The following is a 15,547-nucleotide window of genomic DNA, read 5'->3' as shown; positions in this document are numbered from 1 at the left end:
ATGCCATCCAAACCTGAACAGCAAGTCGAACTTGACCTCAAAAATCACCGTCCCACGGCAGGGGAAACTCGTCGTTTCGCCACAGGTGAAGCATTATTTTTCTCACCGCTGCCAGTTCCTACCGGGCAAATTCCAATGGATCTCGGCGGTAGTTTTGTTGAAGTCAACGACACCTATCTGGACTTGGGCAGCAGCAATCTCACCAAGTCTTTCCAAGCACGATTAGCGGTGTCACTCCCGACAGTCGTAGTTATCGTTTGTTTATTTGTTCTCCCAACCTTGATGGGCTTCGCAGCATTCATAAATCCATTCGGCAGAAGCTTTTGGTTTTACTTCAACGATTTTTTTGAGTTCGGGCTATCACTAGCGCTCTGGTGTGGAGGGGGAGCGGCGCTGATTGGCCTGTACGCGATTATCAGCACCACAAGAAGCAAAGCCCGCACCCGTCCCATCCGATTTAACCGTCAACGCCGAGAGGTCTGTTACTTCCCGAACGACTCCGATGAACCCGTGATCCAGCCTTGGGAAGACACGGTTGCGTGGATCTCAGTCAGCACCGGATTCACCGGAGTAGGCGTAATCAGTAGCTACACCTTTGGTATGGCCATAGATAATCCCAAGGCCGATACGGTGCACTTTCTTACACAGGAGGTCATGACTCCTGTTCATGGACTAGGCAAATGGGAAGCCATACGGGTCTACATGGAAAAAGGACCGGAGTTTTGCCCTGGCAAAGCACCGTACGAGGGTCGCCACACCTTCGATAAAGAACGACAAGACATGCACGAGGAATACCAGCACAACGAACGTTCCGCTTTAGGAGTTGGTTGGTGGTACCTGACACACCTGATCACCTGGTGGCGCTTTCCGTACTGGGTAGCGGAATGGGACCATCGGTTCAGCATGAAATCTCTACCTGAATCCATTGCTGAGTGGTCCAAACCGTTACCCTTTGAACAATGGGTCAAACCAAGTGCCGCTCTGAAAGAGCAAAGCGCGAAGATCGAAAAAGCCTTTGCTCAAGGACAGGATTTCATGACGTATTTCAAGGCGAATCTAAACAAAAGCAATACAGAAGAATCGGTCAATAACTGAATGGAAATCATGAGCCGCGTCGTTGATGCATAAATATGGTTGACTACCTCATGCCGGAGACTTTGAAAGCGAATCTGGCTTGGAGATTGCCTATCTGTCACCTATGCCCGTTCCTACTGGAGTGCTGCCTTTCAGTGCGCGCCAACTGCACAGCTATGCCAATGAAGTTTTCTTAGACTTTGCCCTTTCTCGAGGAAGTTTTGAGTTTATGGCCCGAGCAGGAATTGGCGCAGTGATGTTCCTGTTGATTTTTCTTTTTTTTACAACGGGGTTTGGGTCTTGGCTAAGAAGAGACGTAGAACCGTTTTGGAGTAGTTGGCTGGATTTCTTTACAAGCATTGCGGTTTGGGGTTTTGTGGGCGCGCTTGCCACTCTTTACCTTTGCGTATTTTTCTTTGCAATTCGCCAAGCCAGCAATCAACCTCCCATACGCTTTAATTGCCAGCGTCGGGAAGTTATTTTTGTTCCCAAGAAGGGAATATCCCCTCGTTATGTGCCTTGGGAAGAAGTAATCGCGAGCGTTTCAGTTAGCAAGCTGATGACTCAATATGCTGTAATCCCAGAGTTCAAACTAATGATCGGACTTCGCGACAAAAATGGCGACGTGCTTTGGGCCAGTGTTCCTAGTGGAAACTTGAACCAAGCCATAGCTGAGTGGGAGGCTATACGCGTCTATATGGAAGAAGGGCCTCAAGCATTACCCATGGGGCAATCAGATGAATTCGAAGCAGGATCAGTCGCGTATTTCCATATGTGTAGACAGGGATACCGTTCTCATCATTCATTCCTTCGGTATATCTGGGGGTTTTTGATAATTCAGTTTTTCAGTGGCTGGACGATACCTTGTTACATCGCAGCCTGGATCAACAACCGCCCCAAAGCCGCCTTCCCTAAAGAAGTCCTGGAATGGTCAAAACCTCTCCCCCTCGAGCAACACGCTATGCCGAGCGAAGCGTTGCTCAAGGAGAGCGCCGAAATCCGGAAGGCCTTCGCCAAAGGCCAGAACCTGTTGGATTATTTCAAGGTGAAATTTGCCGAACCGGATAAAGAGCCTGCAGTGGACGCGTCCTAGGCCGAATCCACTTTATGGTTATCCTGTATGACACCTACCTCTGCGCAGTACGATGAGTTCGATATTCAACAGCAGCGCCCTGTCGCTGGGGCAACTCGTCGGTTCCCCACTGGCGAAGCATTGTTCCTATCTCCACTGCCGGTTCCCACCGGGCAAATCCTCATGGATCTTGGCGGAAGCTTTGTTGAGGTGAATGACACATTCCTTGACGTAGGCAGTAGTAATTTCGGCAAGGCTTTCCAAGCTAGAGCAATGATTGGGCTCGGTATGATGTTCATTTTTTCATGCCTGATTGTTCTGCCTTTGCTTGCAGGATCTACTACCTGGGGAAATCCATTTTCCGAGTCCTTTGGGGACAGAGCAGCAGGCATGTTCCATTTCGGTGTGACCTTTAGTATTTGGGGAGGAAGAATAGCTGCGCTTCTGGGTACTTACGTTATCTTGAGCACTACCAGAGCGAAGTCACGCACCCGTCCAATTCGATTCAACCGCCAACGTCGTGAAGTCTGTTTCTTCCCCGAAGGTTCTGACATCCCCGTCATTCAACCATGGGAAGAGACAGTATCTTGGCTCTCAATCAGTACAGGTGTTACTGGAGTGGGAGTGACAATCGCCTATACCTTTGGTATGGCGTTCGACGACTCCAAAACGGACGTAGTGCACTTTGTGAGACAAGGCGTTATGACTCCTGCTCATGGCTTGGGTAAGTGGGAAGCCATACGTGTCTACATGGAAAAAGGTCCGGAGTATTGCCCTGGCAAAGCACCCTACGAGGGTCGCCACACTTTCGATAAAGAACGACAAGACATGCACGAGGAATACCAGCACAACGAACGTTCCGCTTTAGGAGTTGGTTGGTGGTACCTGACACACCTGATCACCTGGTGGCGTTTTCCGTACTGGGTAGCGGAGTGGGACCATCGATTCAGCATGAAATCTCTACCTGAATCCATTTCTGAGTGGTCTAAACCTCTTCCGCCTGAGCAGTGGGCGAAGCCAAGCCAAGCTTTAAAAGAGCAAAGTGTGAAGATCGAAAAAGCCTTTGCTCAAGGACAGGATTTCATGACGTACTTCAACGCAAACTTAAGTAAAACAGAGGCGAAAAAGTCAGCAGGTAGCTCGGCATTATGAATGCAGAGATCAAACAGCCCGGTGATTGGCGGGACTTGAGCAATCAGCGCCCTGTTACTGGCGAGTCCCGACGGTTTGCCACTGGCGAGGCGGTGTTCTTCTCACCATTACCGATTCCTACCGGGCAGACGCCAATGGACTTGGATGGAAGCTTTCTCGACGTCAACGATACTTATCTCGATGTGGGTAGTAGCAACTTTAATAAGGCTTTCCAAACCAGAGTAATGATCGCGAGTGTAATGCTCTTGCTGATTGTAAGTTTGATAGTGGGACCTTTCATCGCAGGTTTGATGAGTATCGGTGATCCCTACGGCCGAACATTTATAAACATTTTCATTGAGTTTTTCCCCACTGGCGCTGCCATCGGCGCTTGGGGAGCAGCTGGCGCAGCAGTTTTAGGACTGTATGTTGTGATCAGTACCACCCTCGATAAATCCAAAACCCGCCCCATCCGCTTCAACCGCCAACGCCGCGAAGTCTGCTTCTTCCCCAACAACTCCGACGAACCCGTCATCCAGCCATGGGAAAAACTGGTCTCCTGGCTCTCCGTCAGCACCGGTTCAACCGGCGTAGGCACAATGAGCACTTACACCTTCGGCATGGCCTTCGACGACCCTAAGGCCGACAAAGTCCATTTTGTGAATCAAGGTGTGGCGACACCCATACATGGGTTGGGCACGTGGGAAGCGATCCGCGTTTATATGGAAAAGGGACCGCAATACTGCCCCGGCAATGCGCCTTACGAAGGCCGCCATACCTTCGATCAGGAACGTGCAGATATGCACGAGGAGTACCGGCACAACGAGCGCTCAGCGCTGGGTGTTGGCTGCTGGTATCTGTCCCATGTAATGACCTGGTGGCGATTCCCGTACTGGGTCGCCGAGTGGGATCATGGCTACAGCATGAAAAGCCTGCCTGACTCGATTTCAGACTGGTCCCGGCCCTTGCCACCCGAGCAATGGGAGAAGCCAAGTGCTGAGTTGAATATACAAAGCGCCAAAATCGAAAAGGCCTTCGCCCAAGGGAAGAGCTTTAGTGCGTATTTCGAAACCAGGATAACCCCCGAATAAAACCCAAAAAAAACGGGCGATCTGATTGATCGCCCATTTTTTATCCCCCCACCTCAAACACCTCCTCCCCAACCTCATACTTAACCAACACCCGATTCTTATAAAGCCGCGCACTCTCCAACACCCGACTCTCCTGCCCCTTACTCCTTATCTCCCGCCAGATCTCATTCTCCCGAAACACCCGCTCCCCCTCACGCACAAACCGATGCCCACGTTGATAAACGTGATACCAAAACTCCCGCACCTGATCGCACAACAACTCCCCTTCCAACTGCTGCTCGCCCACCTTCAACTTCAGCTGAAAGTGCCGATCCGTCGGGTTATGCAATACCAGGTCGATGTAGTTGTAAAAGATCGCTGCCCCGGAACCGAAGGGCAGTACCCGCCCCTCATCCGGAAACGGATCGAAGCTGTGATTCGATCGCTCAATCACCACCAGCGGCGAGTGAATCGCCATCCAGTGAATCAGGTTGCTCAGCTGACAAATCCCGCCACCGACGCCGCAGCGCGCTTCACCAAATGACAGTTCCATGCCTTCGACATAACCACGTTTTCGGGTCGGTCGGCCGACGAGGCGGCAGAAGGAAAAGTATTCGCCAGGCCCGATGACAACGCCGTCTATCGAAGCCACGGCCAGTTTCAGGTTCACGACTTTGTTGTGTTGCAGGGCAAGGTCGGAGTTGCCGAGTTTGCGGATCAGTTTGGAGGTGTGTTTGAGGTAGCGGAACGGCAAACGCTCAAAGGCGTCTTTCGGGCGGGCGTAATGCTTGCGGGAGAAGCGCCAGGCCAGTTGGCGGAACAGTCTTTTTTGCCACACGCGCAGCCAGTAGAGAGCCGGGTGATAAAGGGAGAGTGGTTTCATCCGTGTCAGAACGGCGGCAGCCGTTTTCGTCCTTGATCTGAAAATGCTGCGTATCTTAACGGATCAGCACGCCCGAAGAAGGTGTTCGCCCAGTGTAATGGCCTTGGCAATCCATGCACCGGTAAAGAGCCCTGCCACTGGGCGAACGGAAAGTATTTTAGTGGAACTCTTTGAATAAGTCCGCGCATATAACATGAAATTTATCGAACAATGATTGAATGTCATACAAAATATAACTTACATACTCCCACCAAACTCACCAGTTCGACCATAAAAGCCGATTATTCTTGTACAAAAAGTTATACAAGAACAATCGGCACTATAGAGTCAATACTCAACTTTCGCGTTGAGTGGTCACTTTCAATACATCGGTGTAAGTGACGACAACGCTTTGTCCCACTTTCAAGTCCTTCAGTTTTTTCTGAACTTCAGGTTTCTCGACGTTGACGGTTTTCGACTGGCCCGCCGGGTTCTCGAAAGTGACCTGGTTTTTCTTCAGGTCGATGTCGGTGATTTTCAGCTGAACCTGTACCTGACGGAACGCTTCACCGCCCGGGCTGGGATTGTCTTTTGTTGCGCGGATTTCGCCGGTGCGCTCGATGGAGCCAGGCAATCCTTTGTCGACATCGGTATCGAGGTAGGCCGCCACCGAGCGGATCACTTCGACTTTGACCTGATCCCCGACCTTCAGGTTGCCCAGATTCTCGGCCTTGTCGCTGAGCTGGACATGAACCTGGCGGCCTTCGGCACCTTCAAGGACAACTTGGTGCTTGGCGGCGTCGACGGCCAGGACTTTGGTCGTGACCTGATCGGCTTCCACGGCGACAGACAGCGGGATATCCGCTGCCATGACGCTGAAACTGGCAGCAGACAATACGGTGGCGAGGGTGATGGCTTTGGTCAGTGCATGAAGTTTCATAAGCGCTACGTTCCCTGTGATGAATGGCAGCGGACGGCTCTGAACCGAGACTCAGCGCCGTCCGTGCCACTGAGCATAGACGCTGTTCAGCGATTTTCCGCCGTCTCCTGCGCGGTGGATTCGCCGCTGTCGGTGCCTTTGCCGCTGTCCTTGCGGCGAGTCGGATCAGTGGGGCGCAGGGCGTCGTTGTCGCGCTCGACTTCTCCGGGTGGACGCGGTTCGTCGGGATGTTCCGAGGTGTCAGGCGGTTGGCGGTTCATGATGGTTCTCCTCAGGCGTCGGGGTCGTCGACCTCGTGGGCGACGTTCACGGCAGGCGAGTCTTTGTGGGATTGATCGGCCTTGGCTTTCAGGGCCAGCCACTGGTCGAGGTCGATGGCGCCCTGCCCCAACAGATCGTCGGCCACGCGCAGCAGCTCGGTGTAATGGGCGTCAGGGGATTGCTGCCAGTAGGCATTGTCCTCGAACAGGCGCTGCCACGCGGCAAGGTCGGGGGGTTTGAGGTCGTCGCTCATGGCGGGCTCCGGTTGGCGTTCGTACGGTAGAGGGCCGGGCGATGGTCGTAGTTCCTGTGGATTCAAGATCAGAAAATCGCAGGCTTCGCCAGCGCCTACAGTGGCGCGATCTCCCGTAGGAGCTGGCGAAGCCTGCGATCCTTTGATCTTAATAACCGGTCATTTCCAGATAGCCCTGCCCCGCGTGACTGCCGCTCAGACGTACGGGGCCTTCCCAGTACGGAATGCGCAAATCCATCCAGGCATTGGGGTTGAGCGCATTGATGGTGATGTCGAGGTGTCTGGCGGGGATGTTGATCGACCAACGCACGGGCATTGAGCGCCCGGCGACGGTGGCGGTGTCTTGCGGTGTGAGGCGGATGTCGGAGGCATGCAGTAACTGTGTCTGGCCCTGGGCGTCGATCCAGGTGCCGGTGAGATACGGCTCGCCGTTCTTCTGCCGCATGCGGTACAGCATGACCTGTTCGCCGCTGTCCAGGTGCAGCGAAAACCAGTCCCAACCGCTCTGGTTCGCGGTCAACGGCTGGCTGCTCCACTCTCGATCGAGCCACGCCGGGCCACTGACCTGATAAGTCTTGCCGTCGACCTCCAGCGTACCGCTGGCCTGAAAAAACGGCTGGCTGTAGTAGTACGACGCCTGGCCCTGTTCGGATTTCTGGCTGAAGCCCTTTTCGCCTTGCAGTACCGGCGGACGCGTGGACGTGAGCCGCAGTTGGTAGCTGAAAAGCTTGTCGCGGGCGCTGAGTTGAAGGTCCGACAGCGCATCGGCACCCTGACTGCTGAACCGCCAATCGTCGATCCACGCATTGAACGGCTGCACGCTCACCCCGGCCTGCCCGACGCCGCCACGGGCGTAGCGTTCAGCCGCGTGATGCACCGTCGCCGAGGTCACGGCTGCATGGCCCAGCCAGATCGTCTGGTTAGCCCAACCTGCCACTTCGGGCGTGGCTTTCAAGGCACTGCGAAACAACGTCCATTGCACACCGAACTCGCGCCCCTGATCGTCCTTGAGATTGGCGGTGACGTACCACCATTCGATGCGAAATCCATCGTGAGGGCCGTGATCCGCCGGAAAGCTGAACACCCGACCGGGCACCACCGGTGTAAATATAGCGGCCTCACCGCCAAGACCGGCAAAGCCTTTATCAACCGGCGCCGAGTCGTCGCAGCCGCTCAACAGCAGCATCAGCAACCATGCGCCGAGTTTAATCCTCATGAGCAAAGGTCCTCAGCAGATCCGCCGGTTGCGAGCGATACAGCGAGTACAACGGCCACGCCGACGCCAGCAAGGTCGCCAGCAACGCCAGCCCCATCAACTGCGCCAGCTGCAGCGGGAACAACCGCAACGGCAGGCGCCAGCCGAACGCCTGAACGTTGATCACCGTGTCCAGGCACCACGCCAGTGCGATGCCCAGCGGCAACGCGAGGACCAGCGTCAGCACCGCCAGCAACCAGGTTTGCCCGAGGTTGAGCAGCATCAATTGCTGGCGCGTCACGCCCAACGCCCACAACGGTGCGAGTTGTCCGAGACGGCTTTGGCTCTGGGTCAGCAGGCTGATGAACAGCGCCACGCCCGCGACGCCCAGGGTCAGGCTGTTCAGCGCGGCGGTGGCGGCGAAGGTGCGTTCGAACACTTGCGTGGACCAGCCTTTGAGCCGGGCCTGATCGATGATGCGACTGTCGTCCAGGGCGAAGCGTGTTTGCAACGATTTGAGGAACGCCGGGATCAGCGGCGGCTCGATGCGCAGGTTAAAGCGGTTCGGTGTCAGTTGCGGCCAGCCGCGCAGCAGGTGGTCGACGTTGACCAGGATGTGGCCCTTCGGATTGCCGTAGTCGGCGTAGATCCCGACGATTCGCGGCGACCACGGGCCGGTTGGCGTGGGCAGCGTGAGGTGGTCGCCGAGGCGCACCTTCAGGCGCCGGGCCAGTTGCTCGCTGAGCATCAGCGCGTCGTCCTTGGCCAGTCGGTCCCATGGGTTGTCGCCCAAGGCTTCCAGCAACGGCCAGTGCTGGCGGTACGTCGGGTGATCGATCACGCCGAACACGTCCGCTGGCCAGCCCTGCAACTGGATCGACACTTGCCAGCTGGGCAGCACCGCGCTGAGTGAGGGTTGCTGTTTGAGCCAGCTCTGCAGTTCTCTGGCCTGGGCCGGGTTTTGCGGGTTCACGTACAGCTCGGCGGTCAGCCGTTGTTCGAGCCAGCCGCTGAAGGTCTGACGAAAACCGGCGGTCATGCTGCCGGCGCCGATGTTCGCCGCCAGTGCCAACAACAGCGCCATCAACGCCAGGCTCAGGGCCGGCAATTGCTGACGGCAGTCGGCGAGAAACCATTGACCGAGCACCGAACGGCTGCGCTGCAGTACCAGGTTCAGCACCGTATCGAGCATCACCGGCAGCGCCAGTGCCGCGCCGATCAGCAGCGCGGCCATCAGCAGGAATCCACTGGCCAGGCTGTCGCCAAAGATTAGCGCCAGCAGTGCGATCACGCCCGAAATCGCTGCAACCCAACCCTGTCGCCGCAACCAGCGCGCGTGGGCCTGATGCCAGGCTTGCGGATCGGCCAGGGCCAGCAATGGCAAACGCGCCGCCCGCAACAGGCTGTTGGCACCGGCCAGCAACGCGCCGAGCAGACTCAGGCCAACACCGCCGAGCCACCACCAAGGGCTGAGGCTCAACTGCCCCGCCACTTCGGCGCCGTACAACCCGCGCAGACTGGCGGCGACGTCTGGCAGCAGCACACTGGCCAGCAGGTAGCCGCTGGCGACGCCTGCCAGGCCCCCGATCATCGCCAGACCACCCAGTTCAACAGCGAGGCAAGCGATCAACATTCGAGCGCTGACCCCGCAGGCGCGCAAGGTTCGCAGCAGCCCTCGACGTTGTTCCAACGCCAGTCCGATGGCGGCATGGACAATGAACAGGCCGACCACGAAGGACAGAAAACCCAGGGCATCGAGGTTCAGGTGAAAGCTTTCGGTGAGGCGCGAAAGATTGTTTTCTTCGCCGCTGGTTTTTAATTGGAGATGGCCTTTGTACTGATCAGGCAACGTTCTGGTGAAATCCTTGGGCAACAGTAACCGTGACAGTTGATCCGGTAGCCCCAGAATCTGTTGAGCGAAGCCGATATCCACCAGCAATACACCAGGGGCCATGTCGGCTTGAACGTGCAACGGTGGCAATGCCGTACCGCTCAAACTCAAAGGCTGCTCGCCTTCGCGCATCCCCAACGTTTGCAAGGTCTGCGGCGAAATCCAGGTGCTGCCCGGCGGACTGAAGAACCCGACAATCTGCTCGATCTCCATCGCCTGCCCGGCCACCGCCGCACCGGTCGGTAGCGACACCGGCTCGATGCCCATCAGCTGCAAGCGCTGATCTTCATGGCCCTTGAGCGTGACTCGCCCTTGCAGCACCGGCGACACTGGCCAACCTGAACGGCGAAGTTCGACAAACAAGGCCTGGGAAAACGTCCCGCCACCCGGCGCACTGAGGCTGGCCTGGGGTTCGCCGCCGATCAACTGACTGGCCCGCGCATAACTTTCCCGCGCCTGGCTGTTCAGCGCCTGCACGCCGGTCAACAGACTGGTGGCGAGCCAGAGCCCGGTCAGCACACTGAAAAACTGCACCGGGTGCTGCCGCCAATGGCTGAGCAGCGCCCGCATCGTTTCGCGAAAAACCCGCACCTCAGCGCTCGTCCGCGCCAGCCAGACGACCACGGTGCAACACCACTTTCTCGGCCAGTCGCGCCGCCACTCTTGGGCTGTGAGTGACCATCAACAACGTCGTGGGGCTGTCGTCGAGCAGCTCCAGCAACAACTTCAGCACTTCATCGCTGGTGGTTTCATCGAGGCTGCCGGTGGGTTCGTCGGCCAGCAGCAGTTTGGGTTGCGACGCAAGCGCCCGCCCCAGTGCGACCCGCTGCTGTTGACCGCCGGACAACTGCTCCGGATAACGCCGCAGCAAATCCCCCAACCCCAGACGCTGCACCAGATGCGCCTGCCAGCGCGAATCGTGCCGCCCGGCCAGCCGCGCCTGAAACGCCAGATTGTCCTCCACGCGCAAACTGCCGATCAGGTTGAACTGCTGGAACACCAGACCGATTTCAGTCCGCCGCCAGTTCGCCAGTTGGCCCTCACTCATCCGTTCAAGCTGATGTTCACCACTGCGGATGCTGCCGCGATCGACCTTGTCCAACCCCGCGATCAAGTGCAGCAAGGTGCTTTTGCCGCTGCCCGACTCGCCCATCAGCGCCAGGCTGCTGCCGGGTTTCAGCGTCAGATCGACACCTTGCAATACCGGCAACGGACCTTGCGGGGTGGCGTAGCTTTTGTAGACGCCTTGGACCTGAAGCATGGGTGAACCTGTTTGAGGGGCGTGGGGCAAAGGATAGCGGGCCGGGATGGGTTTTGTCCGTTGGGGATTGCGGTCCTTCTGCGCCGACGAGCTGATCCTGCAAAGGTGATCAGGTGATTGGGCGCGGTGGTGAAGGCCTTTGCATGTGCGGTGAATGGGCCGGCCTCTTCGCGCGCAAGCCACGCTCCTACAGGTACAGCGGTGTTGTTGATTTTTGCAGGAGCCGACTCGGTCTCAGCGCTTCACCCCCACCCATGTAAAACACAACGGTAACTGCGCCGCTTGCTTCTGATAGCGGTCATAAAGCTCCTCACGATTGGAATGCGGATACTCCTTGAAGTGGCTGATCTGCAATCCCGCCTCGATGGCGCCAGTGAAGATCTCGCCCAGCGTATGGACGAACCAGTAAGACGTCGCGGCGGGCTGCTCGACCTTGCCTTCGTAGACGATCGGTTGATCCTGCACGAATGGCTCGCTGCGAAAGTATGAACTGGCCAAGCCATACGGGTCGGCGGCTTCGGGGTCGAACATTTCCAGAAACGGGTGGGTTTCGTACACCACCAGTGCACCACCGGGCTTGAGGGTTTGTGCGACGTGGCGGAAAAATTCGCCGATGTCCGGCATCCAGTTCAGGACGCCGATGGTGATCAGCGCCACATCGAACCGCTCATGCAGTTCCCTCGGCAGATGGTGGATGTCGGCCTCGATGAATTCAGGTGCGTGCGGCGAACGCGTCGCCAGCTCCCGCGCCTGATCGAGAAACGCCTCGGACTGATCAACACCCACGACGCTGCGGGCACCCAATGCAAACAGTGAAAGACTTTCCCGACCGTTGTTACAGCCCAGTTGCACAACGTCCTTGCCGTCTACGCCGACCTGTTCCAGCACACCGCGCAAGGTGTCGTCGATGCAGCAAAAATCGCCTTGAGTGACCGCCGTCAGAAGCGAGGGCCATTCAGGATTGTCTTTGTGGTGTCGGGCGGAGTCATTCCAGGCATCGCGGTTGCTGGCGATGGCCTTTTCATTTGACGGCATTTCCATTGCACACTCCAGAACTCGGGTTTTATCAGACCGGCCGAGTCTAGATCAGCGTTATTGAAAAACCCACGTGGCGTTTGTTGGAATCTTGTAAGCCAGGCATCGCCCACATCCGGCAGCTATAGTTAATGACCTTGGGGAAATGCGGGAAAACCGATTTCGCAGGTACTGCCATGAAACACACCCATCTGCCGTTGTTGTTCGCCCTCTGCCTGACCGCCGCCAACGGCGTTCACGCGCAAGACAGCCTTGTACCCACGTCCGAGTACAGCAGCGAGTTCAACTATTACGGCGAAAACCAGCCGTTCGCCCACCCCGTTCCGCCGACCCTGAGCACGGTACCGCCGCGCTCTTACATCCCGACACCTCCTCTGGATTTCATCCCGATCGCCAGCCAGCATGAGTTCTCCGACTCACGGTTGCCGACGGTCGCGGATGCCACCGTCCGGGTGTTCATCCGCTCCTACGATCCGGAACGCGGTGTCTACGTGAACGAAGAAGTCGTCGACCCCTCGTGCCTGCTGGCCTGCCTCAGTCGCCAGGGCCTGGCGACGCCCGTTTACCATTGACGTTTGTCCGGGCGCGCGAGGCCGAGTTTTTCGATCCGGTAACGCAGCATGTCGCGGCTCAGGCCCAGCAGCCGTGCGGACTTGGTGACATTCCAGTCGGTCCGGTCGAGCATCTTGCGCACCATGTCGCGTTCCACTTCCGGCAGGTTCATCGACTCGTTGCCGTTGTAGACCGGACGTGGTTCGCTGTGTGGTTGCGCCTCCGGCATCGCCGGCGGTTCATCCACCAGGCTCAGGCAGACGTTCAACTGGTGGGCGGCGATGGTGTCGCTCTGGGCCAGCAGCACGGTTTGTTCGAGCATGTTGCGCAATTCGCGCACGTTGCCCGGCCAGCTATAGCCGAGCAGCAATTCTTCGGCCTGATCGCTGAAATACAGGTTCGGTTTGCCATAGCGTTTGCCGTGGATCGCCAGGAAATGCCGGGCCAGTAGCAGGATGTCTTCACCGCGGACGTACAGGCGCGGCACCTTGATCGAAATGATCCGCAGGCGGAAAAACAGGTCGCGGCGAAACTTGCCCTGCTGGACCATTTGCTCGAGGTTGCAGTTGGTGGCGCTGATCACCCGCAAATTGACCTTGCGCTCTTTCACCGAACCGACCCGGCGAATGGTCCGGTCTTCGATCAGCTTCAGCAGTTTGGCCTGCAGCAGCAGGTCCATTTCACCCACTTCATCAAGAAACAATGTTCCGCCATCGGCCGCTTCGACCAGGCCAACGCGACGGTCCTTGGCGTCGGTGAACGCGCCCTTCTCATGGCCGAACAGCTCCGACTCCACCAGGTTGGAAGGGATCGATGCGCAGTTGAATTCAATGAACGGCCCCTTGGCACGCGGACCGTCAAAATGCAGCGCGCGGGCCACCAGCTCCTTGCCGGTGCCGGTCTCGCCCTCCACCAGCACGGGCGGCAGATCGGTGTTGGCCATCCGGCGCTCGGCGTCGAGCAACTGCGCAATAGTGCCTTTGAGATAGAGCATAGGCCCCGATTCGCCGATCAACGCCTGCACCCCCGATTTCTGCGCTTCGCGTTCCTGATAGAACGACAGCGTTCGCTCCATCCGGTCGGTAGCCAGGGCCTTGTCCAGCAACAGCTTGAGTTCCGGCAGCGCCACCGGCTTGGTGACGTAATGGAACGCGCCCTCTTTCATCGCCACCACGGCGTCTTCGACATTGCCATAGCCGGTCATCATGATCACTTTCAGCTCCGGCGCGCTGATGCGCAGCTTCTGGATCAGATTGTGACCGCTCATGCCCGGTAGCGAGTTGTCGGTCAATACCACGTCCGGGGCGAACATGCGCATTTGCTCCAGCGCCTCTTCAGCCGAGTGGCAGACCGTGACATCGAAGTCCTTGAGCTCAAGATAGGTCTGAATGTTCTCGGCAAGGAGTTCATCATCCTCGACCAGCAGAATGCTCTGCCCCATATTCCCCTCCCGTTGCCACTTTAAAGTTAAGACTGACGCGAGTTCCTTGCCGCTCCTGACTGGCCAGTTCGACCGAGCCCTCGAAGCGTTCCATTATTCGTTTGACCAGGGCCAGGCCGACGCCCAATCCGCCTTGTTTGGTGGTGAAAAACGGTTTGAAGACCATTTGCTGCTGCTGTTTGGTCATGCCCTTGCCGGTATCGCTCAGGGTCATGCGCACATGCCCGGTTTGCGGCGACTCAATCTCGATGCTCAGCACACCGCCCTTGGGCATGGCTTCCAGGGCGTTGGCAAACAGGCTGTTGAGAATCTGCGTCAGCAACACCTGCTGGCTGACGACCGGCGGGCAGGCGTTGGGGGTGAAGCGAACGTCGACATTGGAGCGGTTGATCAGCGCGTCGAAGGCACTCAGGGTATCGTCAATGGCGAGCACCAGATCCACTGTTTCATACTCGTCAGTCATCGGCCGCAACGACACCAGCAGCTCGCGAACCCAGCGCGACATGCGATCGACCTGACTGATGATGTCGCCGATGTTTTTCTGCGAGCTCTGGCTGGCGATCTCCTGGGCCAGTTCGGCGCTGGAGCGAATATTTGCCAGCGGGTTACGCAAGCTGTGGGCAACCGCCGAGGACATTTCCCCCAGAGCCACGAAGGTTTCGTTGGCGATCAGCTGTTTCTGCTGGCTCTCGAGCAGCTTGGCCGCACGCTGCACAATCCAGAACAGCCCAAGGTAGATGACGACACCGCCAAGCACGGTCGCCACCCATATCGACTTGAAACCGCGCTGGATGCGCGCAACCAGATCAACCGGCTCCTTGTAGACCTCGACCATGGCGATGACCTTGGTCTTGTCGGCATTGAACATCGGAATATAGTTTTCGATGAACAGATACTCCGGCTCGCGCAGCAGTTTCTGCTCGGGTCGTTCTTCATCGATCTCGTGGTAGCTGGTGGACACGGCTTCCTTCATCGCGAAAGACTCGTCCAGCTCCTCATCATCTTCAATTCGCACGCCGATCAACTCCGGGTTGGTCGACCACACCACGGTACGATCCAGCGCGTATACCGTGGCCAGCAGGACGTCCGGCAGATGTTCCACATGATCGAGAAACTCGTTGCGCGAGGCGGCACGAGCACCCGGATTGACATCGGGGTAGGCGTTGTCCTGACGCGGGTCGAGCATTTCGCCCATGGTTCTGTTCGGGGTGATCGATGCGTGGCGGATTTCGGCGTCACCGATGGCCTGAACGAATTGCGCGGTCAGCATGGAATCGCGTTCGATGCTCTCCTCGACCACGAAACGCGTGGAAATGTAGCCCAGCCCCAACGCCACGGCGGCGATGATCAAAAAGCTGCCGATGGAAAACCAGCGCAGCAGATTGAAGCGGCCCCGCCAGCCCGCATCTCCCGCCAGCGTGTTCGGCGGCGTGTTCGGCGGTGCAGGTACCTTGGGTTGTTCGAGTATCTGCATGGACGGGTCCTGGTGGCTGGCATGTAGCCTTTTCA

General features: G+C 57.5%; 15 protein-coding genes. 5 read left to right on the top strand and 10 right to left on the bottom strand.

Annotated elements, in window-relative coordinates; genetic code table 11:
• From PMI01S_RS21460 to PMI01S_RS21445, 4 genes are all read left to right on the top strand, one after another.
• Complete coding sequence (locus PMI01S_RS21460; protein ID WP_338061157.1) at positions 1 to 1,095, top strand: DUF6708 domain-containing protein; 1,095 nt, start codon at positions 1 to 3, stop codon at positions 1,093 to 1,095.
• Positions 1,096 to 1,174: 79 nt separating this feature from the next.
• Positions 1,175 to 2,167, top strand: a complete 993-nt coding sequence (locus PMI01S_RS32075) for a hypothetical protein (RefSeq protein ID WP_235864416.1) — start codon at positions 1,175 to 1,177, stop codon at positions 2,165 to 2,167.
• Positions 2,168 to 2,194: 27 nt separating this feature from the next.
• A complete protein-coding gene (locus PMI01S_RS21450; protein WP_084322084.1) occupies positions 2,195 to 3,298 on the top strand; it encodes a DUF6708 domain-containing protein in 1,104 nt (367 codons plus the stop codon).
• Positions 3,295 to 4,368 carry a DUF6708 domain-containing protein gene (locus PMI01S_RS21445; protein WP_338061156.1) on the top strand — a complete coding sequence of 358 codons (1,074 nt, stop codon included), beginning with the start codon at positions 3,295 to 3,297 and terminating at the stop codon, positions 4,366 to 4,368. Before PMI01S_RS21450 ends, PMI01S_RS21445 begins: the two co-directional genes overlap by 4 nt.
• Positions 4,369 to 4,408: 40 nt before the next feature.
• Here PMI01S_RS21445 and PMI01S_RS21440 read toward each other — a convergent pair whose 3' ends face one another.
• The 8 genes from PMI01S_RS21440 to PMI01S_RS21410 all read right to left on the bottom strand — a co-directional run bounded on the left by PMI01S_RS21440 (position 4,409) and on the right by PMI01S_RS21410 (position 12,051).
• Positions 4,409 to 5,230 carry a VanW family protein gene (locus PMI01S_RS21440; protein WP_084322082.1) on the bottom strand — a complete coding sequence of 274 codons (822 nt, stop codon included), beginning with the start codon at positions 5,228 to 5,230 and terminating at the stop codon, positions 4,409 to 4,411.
• Positions 5,231 to 5,564: 334 nt separating this feature from the next.
• Positions 5,565 to 6,149: a hypothetical protein gene (locus PMI01S_RS21435; RefSeq protein ID WP_084322081.1), complete on the bottom strand. Its 585-nt coding sequence runs from the start codon at positions 6,147 to 6,149 to the stop codon at positions 5,565 to 5,567.
• An 86-nt stretch (positions 6,150 to 6,235) separates the two neighbouring features.
• Positions 6,236 to 6,409, bottom strand: a complete 174-nt coding sequence (locus PMI01S_RS31745) for a hypothetical protein (RefSeq protein ID WP_167362924.1) — start codon at positions 6,407 to 6,409, stop codon at positions 6,236 to 6,238.
• 11 nt (positions 6,410 to 6,420) lie between these two features.
• A complete protein-coding gene (locus PMI01S_RS21430) occupies positions 6,421 to 6,663 on the bottom strand; it encodes a hypothetical protein (RefSeq protein ID WP_084322080.1) in 243 nt (80 codons plus the stop codon).
• Between the two features lie 148 nt (positions 6,664 to 6,811).
• The gene (locus PMI01S_RS21425) at positions 6,812 to 7,879 is read right to left on the bottom strand and encodes a lipocalin-like domain-containing protein (RefSeq protein ID WP_084322079.1); all 1,068 of its coding nucleotides are present in this window, start codon (positions 7,877 to 7,879) and stop codon (positions 6,812 to 6,814) included.
• Positions 7,869 to 10,340 carry an FtsX-like permease family protein gene (locus PMI01S_RS21420; protein ID WP_084322144.1) on the bottom strand — a complete coding sequence of 824 codons (2,472 nt, stop codon included), beginning with the start codon at positions 10,338 to 10,340 and terminating at the stop codon, positions 7,869 to 7,871. Before PMI01S_RS21420 ends, PMI01S_RS21425 begins: the two co-directional genes overlap by 11 nt.
• A gap of 1 nt (position 10,341) precedes the next feature.
• Complete coding sequence (locus PMI01S_RS21415) at positions 10,342 to 11,010, bottom strand: ABC transporter ATP-binding protein (protein WP_084322078.1); 669 nt, start codon at positions 11,008 to 11,010, stop codon at positions 10,342 to 10,344.
• 234 nt (positions 11,011 to 11,244) lie between these two features.
• Positions 11,245 to 12,051 carry a class I SAM-dependent methyltransferase gene (locus PMI01S_RS21410; protein WP_084322077.1) on the bottom strand — a complete coding sequence of 269 codons (807 nt, stop codon included), beginning with the start codon at positions 12,049 to 12,051 and terminating at the stop codon, positions 11,245 to 11,247.
• 170 nt (positions 12,052 to 12,221) lie between these two features.
• Between PMI01S_RS21410 and PMI01S_RS21405 the strand changes: the two genes are divergently transcribed.
• Positions 12,222 to 12,617 carry a hypothetical protein gene (locus tag PMI01S_RS21405; protein ID WP_084322075.1) on the top strand — a complete coding sequence of 132 codons (396 nt, stop codon included), beginning with the start codon at positions 12,222 to 12,224 and terminating at the stop codon, positions 12,615 to 12,617.
• On the opposite strand, the gene PMI01S_RS21400 is transcribed toward PMI01S_RS21405, so the two are convergent.
• Both PMI01S_RS21400 and PMI01S_RS21395 read right to left on the bottom strand, forming a co-directional pair.
• Positions 12,608 to 14,038 (bottom strand): sigma-54-dependent transcriptional regulator, encoded by a 1,431-nt coding sequence (locus PMI01S_RS21400; RefSeq protein WP_084322073.1) that lies wholly within the window; start codon positions 14,036 to 14,038, stop codon positions 12,608 to 12,610. The two genes, PMI01S_RS21405 and PMI01S_RS21400, sit on opposite strands and share 10 nt — an antisense overlap.
• Positions 14,007 to 15,512, bottom strand: a complete 1,506-nt coding sequence (locus PMI01S_RS21395) for a sensor histidine kinase (RefSeq protein WP_084322065.1) — start codon at positions 15,510 to 15,512, stop codon at positions 14,007 to 14,009. Before PMI01S_RS21395 ends, PMI01S_RS21400 begins: the two co-directional genes overlap by 32 nt.
• Between the last annotated feature and the right edge of the window lie 35 nt (positions 15,513 to 15,547).

The organism is Pseudomonas migulae NBRC 103157, from assembly GCF_002091715.1.
Taxonomy (GTDB): Bacteria; Pseudomonadota; Gammaproteobacteria; order Pseudomonadales; family Pseudomonadaceae; genus Aquipseudomonas; species Aquipseudomonas migulae_A.
This window is presented reverse-complemented; position numbering and strand designations above follow the sequence as displayed.

What these genes read in the sequence shown, in the direction of transcription:
- PMI01S_RS21410 (WP_084322077.1), bottom strand. Translation starts at nt 12,051, where the DNA reads ATGGAAATGCCGTCAAATGAAAAGGCCATCGCCAGCAACCGCGATGCC.
- PMI01S_RS21435 (WP_084322081.1), bottom strand. Translation starts at nt 6,149, where the DNA reads ATGAAACTTCATGCACTGACCAAAGCCATCACCCTCGCCACCGTATTG.
- PMI01S_RS21450 (WP_084322084.1), top strand. Translation starts at nt 2,195, where the DNA reads ATGACACCTACCTCTGCGCAGTACGATGAGTTCGATATTCAACAGCAG.
- PMI01S_RS21425 (WP_084322079.1), bottom strand. Translation starts at nt 7,879, where the DNA reads ATGAGGATTAAACTCGGCGCATGGTTGCTGATGCTGCTGTTGAGCGGC.
- PMI01S_RS21395 (WP_084322065.1), bottom strand. Translation starts at nt 15,512, where the DNA reads ATGCAGATACTCGAACAACCCAAGGTACCTGCACCGCCGAACACGCCG.
- PMI01S_RS21405 (WP_084322075.1), top strand. Translation starts at nt 12,222, where the DNA reads ATGAAACACACCCATCTGCCGTTGTTGTTCGCCCTCTGCCTGACCGCC.
- PMI01S_RS21430 (WP_084322080.1), bottom strand. Translation starts at nt 6,663, where the DNA reads ATGAGCGACGACCTCAAACCCCCCGACCTTGCCGCGTGGCAGCGCCTG.
- PMI01S_RS21445 (WP_338061156.1), top strand. Translation starts at nt 3,295, where the DNA reads ATGAATGCAGAGATCAAACAGCCCGGTGATTGGCGGGACTTGAGCAAT.
- PMI01S_RS21440 (WP_084322082.1), bottom strand. Translation starts at nt 5,230, where the DNA reads ATGAAACCACTCTCCCTTTATCACCCGGCTCTCTACTGGCTGCGCGTG.
- PMI01S_RS21460 (WP_338061157.1), top strand. Translation starts at nt 1, where the DNA reads ATGCCATCCAAACCTGAACAGCAAGTCGAACTTGACCTCAAAAATCAC.
- PMI01S_RS31745 (WP_167362924.1), bottom strand. Translation starts at nt 6,409, where the DNA reads ATGAACCGCCAACCGCCTGACACCTCGGAACATCCCGACGAACCGCGT.
- PMI01S_RS21415 (WP_084322078.1), bottom strand. Translation starts at nt 11,010, where the DNA reads ATGCTTCAGGTCCAAGGCGTCTACAAAAGCTACGCCACCCCGCAAGGT.
- PMI01S_RS21400 (WP_084322073.1), bottom strand. Translation starts at nt 14,038, where the DNA reads ATGGGGCAGAGCATTCTGCTGGTCGAGGATGATGAACTCCTTGCCGAG.